This is a genomic window from Sphingobacterium sp. GQ94, from assembly GCF_059758715.1.
The window spans coordinates 87,820-102,099 of record NZ_JCAXEC010000010.1 but is presented as its reverse complement, the minus strand read 5'-3'; the positions used below and the strand labels follow the sequence as shown (position 1 = coordinate 102,099).

Genomic DNA, 14,280 nt, shown 5'->3' with positions numbered 1-14,280 from the left:
ACTAAATTACAAATTATCGACGAATCTTTAGAATCGCTTAGGTTCTTTTAAACTGCTTGATTACCTTTGTAGAATAATTCCTTAGAAGATGATTCAATTAAAACATTATACAAAATTAGCAAACGAATTACAAACTAAAAATCCGCACCTACATGAAGTCTTAGAAGAAGAAATCAATATTATTCTTCATAAATTAAAATTCATCCCCCTAGTAAACAGACCAGTGGTTCAAATAATCAATGGACAAAACGAAGTAACTGACTCGTCCTATCTAGAGGAATTAAAAGGGATTGCTGGGGCACAATTAATAGACTCTGATAAGGATACTAATGAAATTGAGATCTTAATCTTTCATGAAACCTCTCCTGTGTTTTTAAGTAATCTTCCTGAGATCTTATCCTCACAGTTTAGCGAATCAAAAGCTTTCAAAAACAATCAAATTTACATTATTCAGAAATTAGATTTCGGTACATCAACAACTGACTTCCTGATTGATACCGAAATATTAGCAGAGATAATTCAATCAAAGTATTTCGTTTTCGGACACGAAGGCATCCACTGGATTCAATTTAGCCTATAAAAACTAAGGCTAGATCATTATCTCATTTTTGAAATAATCTAGCCTTAATTTAGTTTATTATATAAAAATTGTATCTCATTAAATAGACTGCATTAGCGGACTATTTAATTATAAATATTTCTTTCTCAAAACCTCATATAGTTTGTCTACAGTTTGAGGCTTGCTTGTCCAATTATTTTTTAAAGCATAATTTGTTTGCAAGAAAGCATCAGCTTCTGCAAAATCATCAAATCTATTTAACAATTCTATCGCTTCACTGTATGCTAAACTGTAACCATTAAAAAGGTCCTTTATAAAAAGTAATTTATCATTTAAACTTACAGCTGATTTTAAATCAATAATTGGATCCGATATTTTATTTTGAGAAGTATTAAATTGATTAGCATTTGTTAACCCCGCTTTTTTCTGTTGTTGAATCAATTCATTCAAAGTCAACGGTCTGGTAGGTTTCAATTCAATTGGCTCCTCGAAGTTAATTTCCGTCTTTTCTGATGGTCTATCCTCAATAACAACTTCTTTTTGCTCTTCAACTATAACATTATTGACAACCTCTTGCTCAGATTGCAATTGATCCTGCTGCTCTACTGTGTCCTGAGTTGAAGCTTCCTGTCTTTGAACAGCCTGTTCTTCAGTGCTGACCGAAGTAAAGCTAGATTCCGGGGTATGAATCGGATTTGTGGAGATATTTAATTCTTTAAATTCGGAAACAGTATCATCCTGATTCTGACTATCTGTTATATTTGACGGTTCTTGAGTTTCTAATAAGTCTTCTAAAGTGGGTTTTGTATCATCTTGAATGCTATGAATGTCCTCTTCATCTTCCTGCACTTGGCTATAATTATCCTTAACAGAATTCAACTCCTGTATTTCATCAACTACAGGTTGTTCATCGGCCTCATTGCTATCATGTTCTGTCTCGGGAGTGAAAATTTCAGTTTCTGAAGCAAAAGACGTGCTAGGTGCGCCTGTAGAAACATATTGTTTAGAAGCTAAAACTTCCAAGTTCGACGCTAAATACTTAGCTTGAGCAGATAACATGAGTACATCCGTAAGTCGCTCAGTTAGGTTAGCTTCATGCAGAGTTGCGTATTGTTCGTTAATTTCTAATAAAAGATCTCCAATTTTTGTTAAAATATCTTGATCTGAATAAGCCATATTTTATAAATCTAGATTCAAATTAATTCTGTGAGCGTAAATTACAAATTAAAATTAATGGCCTGAAAGTAACACCATTCTCCATTTAATTTGGTTTATATTAATCAAAAATAAGATTAAATTTCGATATTCGTACCCAATCAGTGGCAAGAAATTTTATTATATATATAACATTAAATTCGATCACTTTAGTATAAAGTATTAAAAAATGATGCTATTTTCAGAACATAATTTCCATGATAGGAATGGTCGTGTAGGAAGTATTGAAGTGATTTGCGGATCTATGTTTTCTGGAAAGACCGAAGAACTAATACGTCGATTGAAAAGAGCACAATTTGCAAAACTGCCAGTTGAAATTTTCAAACCTGAAATCGACATTCGTTATGGTGTAAATGAAGTAGTATCACATGATAGCAATTCAATTCCCTCCACACCGGTTCCAAACTCCTCCGCGATTCTATTATTAAGTACAGATCCTAAGGTAATTGGAATTGACGAGGCTCAATTTTTTGATGATGAACTACCGTATGTTTGTATTGAATTAGCAAATCGAGGTGTTCGAGTAATAGTAGCTGGATTAGATATGGATTATCTAGGAAATCCCTTTGGACCAATCCCTAATCTAATGGCAATAGCCGAACACGTTACCAAGGTTCACGCGGTTTGTGTAAAATGTGGTGCGCCTGCCAACTATTCCTATAGAATTCAAGGGAATAATTCCAGAGTTTTATTGGGGGAAAAAGAAAGTTATGAACCTAGATGTAGGCGTTGTTACTATCACCTGGGTTAACTCATTTCCACCCTAACAATAGCTAATTATTTGGATTGGAAGTATAATTTAAATTATACTTCCAATCTTAAACTATATAATCTTGGATGTCAACAGCTTGTCCATCGGATTTATTTTAGAACGGAATCTATGCACAAGCTCTCCTTTTTTATTAATTAAAAACTTTTCAAAGTTCCATTTAATTTCACCTGTAAAATCTGCATTCTTTGCATTTGTTAAATACTTGAATAATGGATCAATATGTTCTCCTTTAACATCAACCTTCTCAGCAAGAATAAAATTCACCCCAAAGTTCTTCTCACAGAACTCAGCGATCTCTTCATTTGATTCAAATTCCTGATTTCCGAAGTTATCAGATGGAAATCCAATAACTATAATTTTATCTCCGTATTGCTCATGCAGTGCTTGTAATTCTTTATACTGTTTAGTAAAACCACATTTGGAAGCAGTATTTACTATTAGAATTTGTTGATCTTTAAATTCAGCTAAAGACATTTCTTTTCCTTCAATTGTCCTGAAAGAGAAGTCATAAACAGTAGGCTGTTGAAACAGCAGTGCATATAGCATTATCATCGTTAGTATCATATTCTTATTTTTATTTTTAAATTAAAACTCAACTTTCAATTCCCTATTAACTACAAAATGAAAAAGCTCTTGAATTGGACTTTCTAATATTTTTCCTACCCTTACTCCATGCAAAGAACATACCTCACGTAGATGAATATCAAAATGATATGCAATTCGACCAACAAAATGACATTCATGTTCCCAAAAATGAGAATACGTCATAACATTTGTTCTAACAAATTCGTCAAAGCCATTACGGAGAAGATTATCAATATAAGGATGAGACCTGTTGTCAGCCATAAAAGCAGCAAAAGAAGCCAAGTATGCATTAGGTCTATCTTTTTGATATACATTCTCAATAATAATATCTTTGTTGATTGGGTGTACCTCGTGAAATCTACGCATCAAATCACGAGGCATCGTTTCGTATATAACAGATGTAATTAATTGTTTACCAAACCACGCTCCTGAACCTTCATCTCCCAAAACATATCCATTTCCATGAAGGCTTGCCGAAAGACTTTCACCATCAAAAAAACTAATATCAGAACCGGTCCCCAAATTGGAAATCAGCCCCTTCTGTAATCCACAGGTGGCATATGCTGAACCCAACAAATCACTCTCGACAGAAATAAACGAAGTTGGGAAAATCTGTGTTAAGGCATTCGACACAATTTCTCGTCTATCCGGTGTAGAACATCCTGCACCAAAAAAATAAACTTCATGAATTTCCTTGATATAAGGAATAATCTCAGGAACTTCAGTTAATATCTCCGTTATCTCTTTCTCACTTACAAAAAATGGATTTAAGCCTTTGGTACTAAAACTTAATGGTTTACTATCTGGAAGATGCAGCATCCACTCAGATCTAGATGAACCACTATCTGCAACTAAAATCATATTTCTCTAAATATCATCATTCTCAAATATACAAAAAACCTGAACATCAAAAAACACATTAATTATAGGTCTATCTATGATGAAAAAGTCCACTTTTAGACTAAAATCATAAATCCTTATAAGAAAATCCAAGATTTCAACAAAATCAGGTTAAACAATGGTAAAGTATTTGCAAAGAGTAATCATCATTTGCATTGATCAGCATTTCAAACAGATGAACTACAATCCTATACAATAATATATTTTTTCATAAGACTAGTGTGTCTTGCATCCCATCCCATCTAAAAACAACGGATGGGTTATTACGCGCCATCCTTATAAATTACAGCATTTGATTAAAACTCAATCCCCATAGCTGCCTGTATTAATTCCCCGTAGAATTCAGTCTCTGTCCGGCCGGACGCTCTTACCTGCTGAGGAATGAAACTTTGAGCAGTTTGTCCAGGTATCGTGTTGATTTCAATAAAATAGAATTTATCACTATCATTTTCAATAAAAAAATCGACGCGAACCATTCCCTTACAATTCAAAACAATGTAAATTTCTTTAATAATTTCTTCAATACGGTTCCTTTGTTCAATATTTAAATCTGCAGGAGTTATCTCTTGGGTAAGTCCTGGAGTATACTTCGCTTCAAAATCAAAAAATTCACGAGTGGTTTTAATCTCCGTTGCTGGCAAGACTTGTAGTACCCCCTTAGGATTTCGATAGATTCCTTGAGAGAATTCCCTTCCACTTACAAATTTTTCTACCAAAACTTGTCTACCTGTGTTCTCTGCGTCATAAGCATTGGTTAAAGCTTTTTCTAACTCCTCCCACGCACTGACCTTACTCATTCCAATACTGCTTCCTCCAGCATTTGGTTTTACAAAAACTGGTAAGGTCAATTTATCCTTCACAATCGTGAGAGAATTCAAGCGATGTTCTTCGAACAATAAGATCGATTTTGCTACATAAAGATTTGGAATATGGGAAATAATGGCCTTGGTATAGCCCTTGTTCATAGTTAAAGCAGAGGTTAATGCATTACATGAGGTATATGGTAAACCAATCATATCAAAATACCCTTGTAGCCTACCATCCTCACCCGGAGATCCGTGAATAAGAATAAATGCAATATCAAAATTGATTTTCTCATTATTGATTGTTAATGAAAAATCCTGACGATTTATTTCATGTATTACTAAATCTGAATCTTCATATACCCAGCTCTCCAAACTAATATTTATAAGAAAAACTTCATATTTTTCTTTGTCAATTTGAGACTGAACAAAGGCAGCACTTTTCAATGAAACCTCTGCCTCTCCTGTATAGCCTCCCGTTATTAATGCAACTTTAGTTTTCATATCTTTTCTTCAAGAAGCAAATATAATTTGCGATACCAGGAAAAACGAATATTTTTGCCATATTATTCATGCAATATTAGTTAATTTATCGAAATTGGAATTAATATTGATATAACCAGATACAAAGAAAGAAATAAATAGATGTCTAAATTTTTTTTATACTTAAGAACAAATTCATTTAGAAACACCTTAATTGGGGGAATAGTTTTTATAATTGTTCTATTTATCGTGGTGTATTTTGGTTTAAAAATATACACTAAACACGGTGACTCTCAGGAAGTTCCAGCTTTAAAAGGTTTAAACATTAATCAAGCCATTAGTATTTTAGATGATGCAAACTTAGAATATGAAATCGATTCAGTTTACCAATTGGATGCAAAACCCGGTTTGGTTATAGATCAGGATCCAGATCCAAAAACACATGTAAAAAGTGCTAGAACTATTTACCTGACGATTATTACCCAATCCGCACCTGAAATTGCTTTTCCAGAAATAATTGACAAAACATTTATTGAAGCATCCGCAATATTGAAGAATCATTCTTTAAAAATAGCAGATACTTCTTACGTAAATGATATCGCAAGGGATGTAGTTTTGGACATTAAGTTCGCAGGTCAACCTATTCGTCCAGGACGTATGGTTCCTAAGGGTTCAAAAATCAGCCTTATTTTAGGAAATGGTAGAGGTGACAGCGAAGTAGGTATTCCAAATTTAGTCGGATTACCATTAAATGAAGTAAAGTTCGCCCTCGCGGGTGTGGGTCTAGCATTGGGTTCTGTTACATTCAATGATGATTTAAGGGACACCTTAAATTCAGTGGTTATAAGCCAAAATCCTGACACAAGTGCACGTATCATTTCGATAGGTAGTGCTATCCACGTAACTTTAGGAAAACCAGCTGCTCCGGAAGTAGAATCGACACCTCAAAATCAATAAAATGAGTAAGTATAAAAAAAACAAATTCCTTTATATCGCTATCTTATTATTTTCATTTATTGGCCTGATAGTTATTTGGATTGCTTATCAAACTTTTCTTGCTCCTAGTGTGAATCATGAGAAGGAATATTTCTTTGTAAAAACTGATGAACCTTATGAAGAGGTTATGAAACGCATTGAAAATGAAGGAATAGTCAAATATCCAGAACTATTCAATTTTGCTGCTAAAATTATCGGATTAAAAGAAACTGGTATTAAGGCAGGAAAATATAAATTATCAAAAGAACTATCCAACCGTAGACTTATTGGTAATTTACGAGGTGGATATCAAGAGGCAGTATCATTTAGATTTCAAAATATCCGGTTAAAAGAAAATTTTGCAGGTTTGTTATCAGCGAATTTCGAAGCTGATTCTTTAACTTTTCTAAAAATCTTAAATGACAATGAAATAGCAAAAGAATACGGTTTTTCTAATGAAAACTTTTTTTCGATGTTTATTCCAAATACTTACCAGATTTATTGGAATACTGAACCTATTGAAATTATTGAGCGTTTCGCAAAAGAATACGAGAAGTTCTGGACCATAGAACGCAAAGCTAAAGCAGATTCTCTAGGATTGAATCCCCAAGAAGTCAGTATTCTTGCTTCAATTGTAAAAGGCGAGGCATTACATGTAGATGAAATGCCAAAAATAGCAGGACTATATATTAATAGATTGAAAAAAAATATGCTATTACAAGCAGATCCGACTGTGATTTATGCAAACAACGATTTCAGTATTCGTAGAGTGTTAAACAAGCACTTGACAATAGACAATCCATATAATACTTACAAATTTAGAGGTTTGCCTCCAGGCCCCATTATGATGCCTAGTATAGCCTCAATAGACGCTGTTCTGAACTATAACCATCATAATTATCTCTACATGTGTGCAAAAGATGATTTCTCAGGATATCATCTATTCGCAGAAACAATGGCTGAGCATCTTTTAAATGCACGTAAGTTTCAAAAAGCTTTAGACATTAGAAATATCAAAAAATAGTATATGTTCACATTTAAACATCAAGTACGTGTTCGGTATGCAGAAACGGATAAGATGGGTTACGTATATTATGGTAATTATGCTGCTTATTATGAAGTAGCGCGTACAGAAATGTTAAGGAGTACGGGAATATCATATAAAGATTTAGAGGATTTGGGCATTATGATGCCTGTTTTAGATCTTCACATCAATTATTATAAGGCTGCCATATATGACGATTTAGTCACAATAAATGTCTATATTAGAGAAAAACCAAACATTAGAATCAAATTTGACTATGAGCTATTTAATGAACAAGGAGAATTACTAAATACTGGAACTACTCAACTTGTTTTTGTTGATATGAAGAAAAACAGACCCTGTCGTCCTCCGAAGGTTTTTCAGGATAAAATGGCTCCATTTTTTGGAGAATGATGAAAAAGATTCACCAGTATTTTTTAAAAATAAAACCTTATGATCACGTTATTGAGTGGTCAAAGGAGGCAACGCTCCCTGGGTTTGGACAATTGCCCTTATATACGGTATTGGTTTTTTTCTTCCAAGAAATCGCAAGAGAATCAATACTAAATAAAGCCTCTTCCCTTGCCTATAATTTTATGCTGGCAATATTTCCTGGAATCATTTTTTTATTCACATTGATCCCCTACATCCCTATAGACAATTTTCAAGAGCAACTTATGGAGCTAATCCAGATTGCTTTACCAAATAATGCTTTTAAAATTCTACAATCTACACTAGAAGACATTATTAAACGTCAAAATAGCGGTTTGTTATCTGCGGGTTTTGTACTGTGTACATTTTTTGCTACCAATGGCCTCACTACCCTTATGATGACATTTAATAAATCCTCTCTTTCAAAGGAATCAAGGAATTGGATTCAAAAAAGAATTGTAGCATTGGCACTTTCTCTAACTATCGTCAGCGCATTAACTGTAGGAATTGCATTATCTGCTGGTTCTAATTACCTCATCAACTACTTAAAAAAGACAATAGAATATGATATACAATGGCTTTGGACTTTTTTAATTAAAACTGTTCAGTGGTTAATTTTATTTGGCATCTACTTTTTCACAGTAAGTATGATCTATAAATTTGGTCCTAGTTCAAGAAAAAAATGGAAACTTTTTACCCCTGGAGCCACATTAGCTACATTGTTAGCTATGTTATCGTTTTCCTTATTTACTTTTTATATCAACAATTTTGGAGCATACAATAAATTATATGGTTCAATAGGTACATTAATTGTTATAATGATTTGGATGTACATAAATGCCTTAATCTTAATTATAGGTTTCGAACTCAATGCGAGTATTGCATTATCCAAACAAAGCATAAAAATTGTAAAACCAAAAATCTACAATTCTTTTAAATCAATTTAGATAGAGTTGTCTTTCAATATTCTTTGAATAAGTCAAATCAGTAAATATTGATTAATACTTATAACTACCATTCACTGCATTTTTTCCTGAACTATATGACCTATCGACAGTTTAACCATAGCAGAACAGAAGAATATGCAGTATCATTAATAACAGAACAATTGAGATTTCTATTGAAAAACAATCCCGTTACATTCAGGTGAACTATTTTTTTTAAAAAAAAACAATCTAATTAAAGCCGATGTATTATGACGGAAGACATACCTTACAAATAATAAAAAAAGGAAAAAAAACACAGGGTTAATATTTTCAATCAAATCTTATCTTTTAATTGGTTGCTAAAAACAAATATTTTATCATCTGAAAATCAACTAATTAAAATGAAAAAATTGAATTATCATCTTCTTAAACTTAGCAATCAAAAATACATTTTAGTACATCATTTGCAGACTAAACTTTATTGATATCGAAATAGTTTTACATTTAAATATGGAACAGAAATTCAATAGTCCATATAAAATTAAAACTTTATTACTTTCTAAACTATTGTAAATAAAAGTTTTTCGTATCTTTGCAGTCCCTACATTGTGGGGAAAAGGAGATTATTAATTAATGGCAAAAAAACAAGAAGCAGAAAAAGAATTAGCGGCGAAAAACGCAGAGCTACAAGGTGCTGACACAAAAGTTGTGAAAGACACCGAAAAGATTGAGTCTGAAGCAGATTCAACTTTAATCGATGAGATTAAATCAAACACATGGAGCACTCCACAGGGAGACTTCGATTGGGATTTCGATGAAAAAGCATTTGGCAATTACAGCGAATCAGAACGTGCAAAGTTAGAAGAAGAATACGCAGGCACATTCAACCAAATCAATCAAGGCGAAATTATTGAAGGTATTGTTGTATCTATCAATAACAAAGATGTAGTTTTAAACATCGGTTTTAAATCAGACGGTCTTGTAGCGTTATCTGAGTTCCGTGACTTACCTGACTTAGCGATTGGTGACAAAGTTGATGTATTTGTAGAATCTCAGGAAGATGCAAATGGTCAATTAGTGTTATCACGCAAACGTGCTAAAACACAAAAATCTTGGGAAGACATCAATGAGGCATTGGAAAATGACAAGATTATTGATGGTTTCGTTAAATCACGTACAAAAGGTGGTTTAATCGTAGACATTAAAGGGGTTGAAGCTTTCTTACCAGGGTCGCAAATTGACATTAAGCCAATTCGTGATTACGACATTTACGTTGGTAAAACAATGGAATTCAAAGTTGTAAAAATCAATCATGAGTTCAAAAATGTTGTTGTATCTCACAAAGTTTTAATTGAAGACGATTTAGAAAATCAAAAATCAGAAATCGTTGCTAAATTAGAAAAAGGACAAGTACTAGAAGGTACTGTTAAAAATATCACAGATTTCGGTGTATTTATTGATTTAGGTGGTGTTGATGGTTTATTGCACATTACTGATATTTCTTGGGGTCGTATTGAGCATCCAAAAGAAATTTTGGCACTTGACCAAACTATTAACGTCGTGGTTCTTGATTTCGATGATGAGAAGAAACGTATTGCATTAGGCTTAAAACAATTATCAGAGCACCCTTGGGAATCTCTTGATACTAATTTAGAAATAGGCTCTAAAGTAAAAGGTAAAATTGTTACCGTTGCAGATTACGGTGCTTTCTTAGAAATCATTCCAGGAGTTGAAGGTTTAATTCACGTTTCTGAAATGTCTTGGTCTCAAAACTTACGTTCTCCACAGGAATTCTTGAAAGTTAGTGATGAAGTTGAAGCGGTTATTTTAACTTTAGATCGCGAAGAACGCAAAATGAGTCTAGGTATCAAACAATTGACACCGGATCCTTGGCAAAATATTACTGAACGTTATCCTGTAGGTTCTAAACAATCAGCTGTTGTTAAGAACATGACTAACTTTGGTGTTTTTGTTGAATTAGAAGACGGTATCGATGGTTTAATTCACATTTCTGATTTATCATGGTCTAAAAAAGTTAACCACCCGAATGAATTCACTAAAGTTGGTGAGAGATTAGAGGTAGTTGTTTTAGAACTTGACGAAGAAAACCGTAAACTTTCTTTAGGACACAAACAATTAGAAGAAAATCCTTGGGATACTTTCGAGACTATTTTCACTGAAGGTTCAGTACATGAAGGTACAGTTATCAAAGTTGGAGACAAAGGAGATATCGTAGCTTTACAATATGGAGTTGAAGGTTTCTGCCCGAACAAACATTCTGTTAAAGAAGATGGTGGTTCTCTTAAAGTTGACGAAGTTGCTGAATTCAAAATCATTGAATTTAACAAAGAAAACAAACGTCTAGTGATCTCCCATTCACGTATATGGGAAGATGCTAAAGCTGAGGCACGTATTGAAGAATTCAACAACCGTAAAAAAGAAGCAAAAGCAGCTTCATCAGCGGTGAAAAAAGTGAAAGATTCGGTTGAAAAATCAACTTTAGGTGATCTTGATGTTCTAGCTCAATTAAAAGAGCAAATGGAAGACAATGAAAAAAAATCTAAATAATTCTTAGATATTTCTAAATACTTCTAAGCCCCGAAAAATCGGGGCTTTTTTTATTTTAATCGAAGCCCAAAGCTGTGGTATTAAAACTTATTTATTCTTTCTAAGAATAAATACAAATTCTTAGCTTTATCTATTGTCAAATAAATTATGAGAAATCAAACAATTATTTCGATTGAGCAAGCCCTAGAATATATTGAGCAAGATGATGCTATTATACTAGATGCAACTATTGATAAAGTAAACCAAAAAGTTGATAATAGTCGTTTAGAGTTAATTCCAAATTCACTCTTCTTTGATATAGAAAATAATTTTTCTGATAAAAGTAGTGAATTACCACATACCGTCGTCAGCCCAGAGAAATTCAGCTTGGAGGCTAAAAAATTAGGTATTAACCAAGATTCCACCCTGATAATTTATGATCGATGGGGTATATATTCTAGTCCGAGAGCATGGTGGATGTTTCGATTTATGGGCTTTAAAAACGCATTTGTTTTAGATGGGGGACTCCCTGGCTGGAAAAATGCCAATTTACTACTCAGCAATGCTTATTCAAAACCTACGGAACAGGGGAATTTCGAGGCTATCCAACAAAGCAATTGGATTATTAGCAAAGAAGCTCTTTATGCTAAGCTTGAAAATAGTCATATTATTGATGCTAGGAGTTCTGAAAGATTCAATGGAAGCGCTCCAGAACCAAGATTAGGAGTAAGGTCAGGCCATATTCCAGGTTCTTGTAACCTCCCATTTCAAGAAGTAATAAATGGTACTGTATTTAAAAACAAAGAGGAATTAAAGAAAATATTTCAAAAAAAACTAAACACAGATGACGTCAATATTTTCACCTGTGGATCAGGGGTTACAGCTTCAATTCTTGCCTTAGCGGCCCATCAAATAGGATATGTTCAAATAGCAGTTTATGATGGATCATGGGCAGATTGGGGTTCTGATCCAAACATGCCCGTTGAAAAATAATTTATTTTTCTCCTGGTAAAGGCACATACCCATCGTCCTCTGGTACTTTAGGAAATTCATGTGCTATCCATTTCTTTTTTGCCTGTTCAATGGTATCCTTGCTTGATGCAACAAAATTCCAATAGATAAATCTTTCTTCAGCAAAGGGTTCTCCACCAAAAATATAAACCGTTGTTCCTTCGGTCATTTCAAATGAACATAAATGAGCGTCAAGGGTAATTAAAATTTGTTTCGGACCATAGTGATGACCATTGCTTTTTATCTCTCCTTCCAGTATATATAACCCGCTTTCACCATAAAGCTTCCCTGTTATATCAATCAAAGCATTTTTCTTTGCTTTGATTTCAATCATATACAACTCACTATGAACAGGAACTGGAGATTCTCTATCTAATGCCTTACCTGCTATTAATTTATAAGATGCTGATTCATCTTCCCAACTTGGAACCCTTTCAGCTTCAATATGGTGAAATTCCGGATCCATGAACTCTAAATTCTTTGGTAACGCTACCCAAATTTGTAATCCATGTAAAAACTTATCTTTTTGACGTAAATATTCCGGGGTTCTTTCTGAATGAACTACGCCATGGCCAGCACTCATCCAATTTACAGCTCCTGGTTTAATTTCCATTTTCGAGCCTATGCTGTCACGATGAAAGATTGAACCTTCAAACAAATAAGTTAATGTAGAAAGACCTATGTGAGGATGGGGACCCACATCTAAATTCTCATGATCTGCCAAACAGGCCGGCCCCATATGATCTATAAATACGAAGGGACCTATACTCCGTTTTTGACGAAATGGCAATAATCTTCCCACTAAAAAATTTCCAATATTGGCAGCGGTCTCTTCTCTTATAAAGTTAATATTTGACATAATTTTACTATAAATATAGTTATGTGATCCATTTTTGGTCATTCCTTTGCGGCGGAGCTAAAGAATGAAGAAACAAGAATATCCTAGTGAAAAGTATAAACTTTAAGAATGATTATTACTAACATCAAAATATCATTCTCTAACTAGTTTAATTTTATTAATAATGCACATCCCTCAAATCTATAAGGAGAGCTTAAAACACAATATAACACAATTAAAACTTTTGGACAACTTTGAATAACAAATCTGCCGCTAATTTAGCTGTCCTTTGATCGATATCATACATGGGATTTAACTCAGCAAAATCTACCGAACATAGGTTAGGTAAATGCAAAATTGCTGAGAATAGTCTTTGGAAGGTTCTACCTGGAATTATACCGTTAAAGGCTACAGAACTAACTCCGGGAGCATAAGGTGCAGCAAATGCGTCTAAATCTATTGTCAAATAAACTTTATCTACGCGATTACCAAATGCTTGAATTTGATGGATAATTGCGTCAAGGTTTTTATGATGTATTTCCGAAGCCCTAATGATTTCTACACCATGTTGATCTGCAAAATCAAACAGCGCTTGGGTATTACTAATATCTTGAATACCAAGGGTTAAATAATTAAAGGATTCAGTTAATTTTTCAGAATTTTCTGCTATCTGGTAGAAACCAGTCCCAGAATTTCCTTTTCCGTCAATCGGTTTTCTGATATCTAAATGTGCATCAATGTTGATAATACCTACAGTTTTATGAAATGCTTGTTTAATTCCCATATAATGCCCATAAGTGATCTCATGCCCCCCACCAATCAAAATCGGAAAACCGCCGCGAAGTAAAATTTTAGATACCTGTTTCGCAAGAACATCCTGCGCTCTTTCCAAATAGTCTTCATGGCAAAAAACATCTCCAGCATCCATCAATTTAATTCCTTGATGAAAATGAACTGGTAATCCCGAGAGAATACTTCTCATTACATCAGGGGCCTCTTTTGCCCCCACTCTTCCATGATTCCTTCTTACTCCTTGATCACAACAAAATCCTAAAAAGACAATTGAATTGGTCAGTATTTGTTCTTCTTGCAAATCAATACATTCAAGTACTTGATGCCATCTGTAAAAGGACGCAGAAAGTCCATCTACCCTTGAACTCCATTTCTCCGTTTGTGCAGCTCTATAATCTTTTATCTCGAGTGAATTCAT

14 protein-coding genes are annotated in these 14,280 nt (G+C 33.7%); 8 read left to right on the top strand and 6 right to left on the bottom strand.

Annotation, left to right across the window (positions count from 1 at the left end):
• Positions 1 to 88 precede the first annotated feature (88 nt).
• The gene (locus tag AC6CHH_RS10840; RefSeq protein ID WP_498282690.1) at positions 89 to 580 is read left to right on the top strand and encodes a hypothetical protein; all 492 of its coding nucleotides are present in this window, start codon (positions 89 to 91) and stop codon (positions 578 to 580) included.
• A gap of 108 nt (positions 581 to 688) precedes the next feature.
• Here AC6CHH_RS10840 and AC6CHH_RS10835 read toward each other — a convergent pair whose 3' ends face one another.
• On the bottom strand, positions 689 to 1,735 hold the full coding sequence (locus AC6CHH_RS10835) for a DUF8457 domain-containing protein (protein ID WP_498282688.1): 1,047 nt from the start codon (positions 1,733 to 1,735) through the stop codon (positions 689 to 691).
• 211 nt (positions 1,736 to 1,946) lie between these two features.
• Between AC6CHH_RS10835 and AC6CHH_RS10830 the strand changes: the two genes are divergently transcribed.
• Positions 1,947 to 2,525 carry a thymidine kinase gene (locus AC6CHH_RS10830; protein WP_498282748.1) on the top strand — a complete coding sequence of 193 codons (579 nt, stop codon included), beginning with the start codon at positions 1,947 to 1,949 and terminating at the stop codon, positions 2,523 to 2,525.
• 72 nt (positions 2,526 to 2,597) lie between these two features.
• On the opposite strand, the gene AC6CHH_RS10825 is transcribed toward AC6CHH_RS10830, so the two are convergent.
• From AC6CHH_RS10825 to AC6CHH_RS10815, 3 genes are all read right to left on the bottom strand, one after another.
• A complete protein-coding gene (locus AC6CHH_RS10825) occupies positions 2,598 to 3,110 on the bottom strand; it encodes a glutathione peroxidase (protein WP_498282686.1) in 513 nt (170 codons plus the stop codon).
• Positions 3,111 to 3,131: 21 nt separating this feature from the next.
• Entirely contained in the window at positions 3,132 to 3,992 is an 861-nt protein-coding gene (locus tag AC6CHH_RS10820) for an N-acetylglucosamine kinase (RefSeq protein WP_498282684.1), read from the bottom strand.
• A 335-nt stretch (positions 3,993 to 4,327) separates the two neighbouring features.
• Complete coding sequence (locus AC6CHH_RS10815) at positions 4,328 to 5,338, bottom strand: D-alanine--D-alanine ligase (RefSeq protein WP_498282682.1); 1,011 nt, start codon at positions 5,336 to 5,338, stop codon at positions 4,328 to 4,330.
• Positions 5,339 to 5,479: 141 nt separating this feature from the next.
• Here AC6CHH_RS10815 and AC6CHH_RS10810 point away from each other — a divergent pair, with 141 nt between their 5' ends.
• The 6 genes from AC6CHH_RS10810 (at position 5,480) to AC6CHH_RS10785 (ending at position 12,214) form a co-directional block, all read left to right on the top strand.
• Positions 5,480 to 6,274 carry a PASTA domain-containing protein gene (locus AC6CHH_RS10810; RefSeq protein ID WP_498282680.1) on the top strand — a complete coding sequence of 265 codons (795 nt, stop codon included), beginning with the start codon at positions 5,480 to 5,482 and terminating at the stop codon, positions 6,272 to 6,274.
• Between the two features lies 1 nt (position 6,275).
• Entirely contained in the window at positions 6,276 to 7,316 is a 1,041-nt protein-coding gene (gene mltG, locus AC6CHH_RS10805) for an endolytic transglycosylase MltG (protein WP_498282678.1), read from the top strand.
• Between the two features lie 3 nt (positions 7,317 to 7,319).
• The gene (locus tag AC6CHH_RS10800; RefSeq protein ID WP_498282676.1) at positions 7,320 to 7,730 is read left to right on the top strand and encodes an acyl-CoA thioesterase; all 411 of its coding nucleotides are present in this window, start codon (positions 7,320 to 7,322) and stop codon (positions 7,728 to 7,730) included.
• Positions 7,730 to 8,695: a YihY/virulence factor BrkB family protein gene (locus AC6CHH_RS10795; RefSeq protein WP_498282746.1), complete on the top strand. Its 966-nt coding sequence runs from the start codon at positions 7,730 to 7,732 to the stop codon at positions 8,693 to 8,695. The genes AC6CHH_RS10800 and AC6CHH_RS10795 overlap by 1 nt, the downstream gene beginning before the upstream one ends.
• A gap of 612 nt (positions 8,696 to 9,307) precedes the next feature.
• Positions 9,308 to 11,242 (top strand): 30S ribosomal protein S1, encoded by a 1,935-nt coding sequence (gene rpsA, locus AC6CHH_RS10790; protein ID WP_498282674.1) that lies wholly within the window; start codon positions 9,308 to 9,310, stop codon positions 11,240 to 11,242.
• A 147-nt stretch (positions 11,243 to 11,389) separates the two neighbouring features.
• On the top strand, positions 11,390 to 12,214 hold the full coding sequence (locus tag AC6CHH_RS10785; protein ID WP_498282672.1) for a sulfurtransferase: 825 nt from the start codon (positions 11,390 to 11,392) through the stop codon (positions 12,212 to 12,214).
• A 1-nt stretch (position 12,215) separates the two neighbouring features.
• On the opposite strand, the gene AC6CHH_RS10780 is transcribed toward AC6CHH_RS10785, so the two are convergent.
• Both AC6CHH_RS10780 and hutG read right to left on the bottom strand, forming a co-directional pair.
• A complete protein-coding gene (locus AC6CHH_RS10780) occupies positions 12,216 to 13,091 on the bottom strand; it encodes a pirin family protein (RefSeq protein WP_498282670.1) in 876 nt (291 codons plus the stop codon).
• Positions 13,092 to 13,305: 214 nt separating this feature from the next.
• Positions 13,306 to 14,280: a formimidoylglutamase gene (gene hutG / locus AC6CHH_RS10775; RefSeq protein WP_498282668.1), complete on the bottom strand. Its 975-nt coding sequence runs from the start codon at positions 14,278 to 14,280 to the stop codon at positions 13,306 to 13,308.

Bases quoted from the DNA above. Each gene is read 5' to 3' on its own strand.
- AC6CHH_RS10780 (WP_498282670.1), bottom strand. From the start codon at position 13,091: ATGTCAAATATTAACTTTATAAGAGAAGAGACCGCTGCCAATATTGGA.
- rpsA (WP_498282674.1), top strand. From the start codon at position 9,308: ATGGCAAAAAAACAAGAAGCAGAAAAAGAATTAGCGGCGAAAAACGCA.
- hutG (WP_498282668.1), bottom strand. From the start codon at position 14,280: ATGAATTCACTCGAGATAAAAGATTATAGAGCTGCACAAACGGAGAAA.
- mltG (WP_498282678.1), top strand. From the start codon at position 6,276: ATGAGTAAGTATAAAAAAAACAAATTCCTTTATATCGCTATCTTATTA.
- AC6CHH_RS10795 (WP_498282746.1), top strand. From the start codon at position 7,730: ATGAAAAAGATTCACCAGTATTTTTTAAAAATAAAACCTTATGATCAC.
- AC6CHH_RS10785 (WP_498282672.1), top strand. From the start codon at position 11,390: ATGAGAAATCAAACAATTATTTCGATTGAGCAAGCCCTAGAATATATT.
- AC6CHH_RS10825 (WP_498282686.1), bottom strand. From the start codon at position 3,110: ATGATACTAACGATGATAATGCTATATGCACTGCTGTTTCAACAGCCT.
- AC6CHH_RS10835 (WP_498282688.1), bottom strand. From the start codon at position 1,735: ATGGCTTATTCAGATCAAGATATTTTAACAAAAATTGGAGATCTTTTA.
- AC6CHH_RS10815 (WP_498282682.1), bottom strand. From the start codon at position 5,338: ATGAAAACTAAAGTTGCATTAATAACGGGAGGCTATACAGGAGAGGCA.
- AC6CHH_RS10800 (WP_498282676.1), top strand. From the start codon at position 7,320: ATGTTCACATTTAAACATCAAGTACGTGTTCGGTATGCAGAAACGGAT.
- AC6CHH_RS10840 (WP_498282690.1), top strand. From the start codon at position 89: ATGATTCAATTAAAACATTATACAAAATTAGCAAACGAATTACAAACT.
- AC6CHH_RS10810 (WP_498282680.1), top strand. From the start codon at position 5,480: ATGTCTAAATTTTTTTTATACTTAAGAACAAATTCATTTAGAAACACC.
- AC6CHH_RS10830 (WP_498282748.1), top strand. From the start codon at position 1,947: ATGCTATTTTCAGAACATAATTTCCATGATAGGAATGGTCGTGTAGGA.
- AC6CHH_RS10820 (WP_498282684.1), bottom strand. From the start codon at position 3,992: ATGATTTTAGTTGCAGATAGTGGTTCATCTAGATCTGAGTGGATGCTG.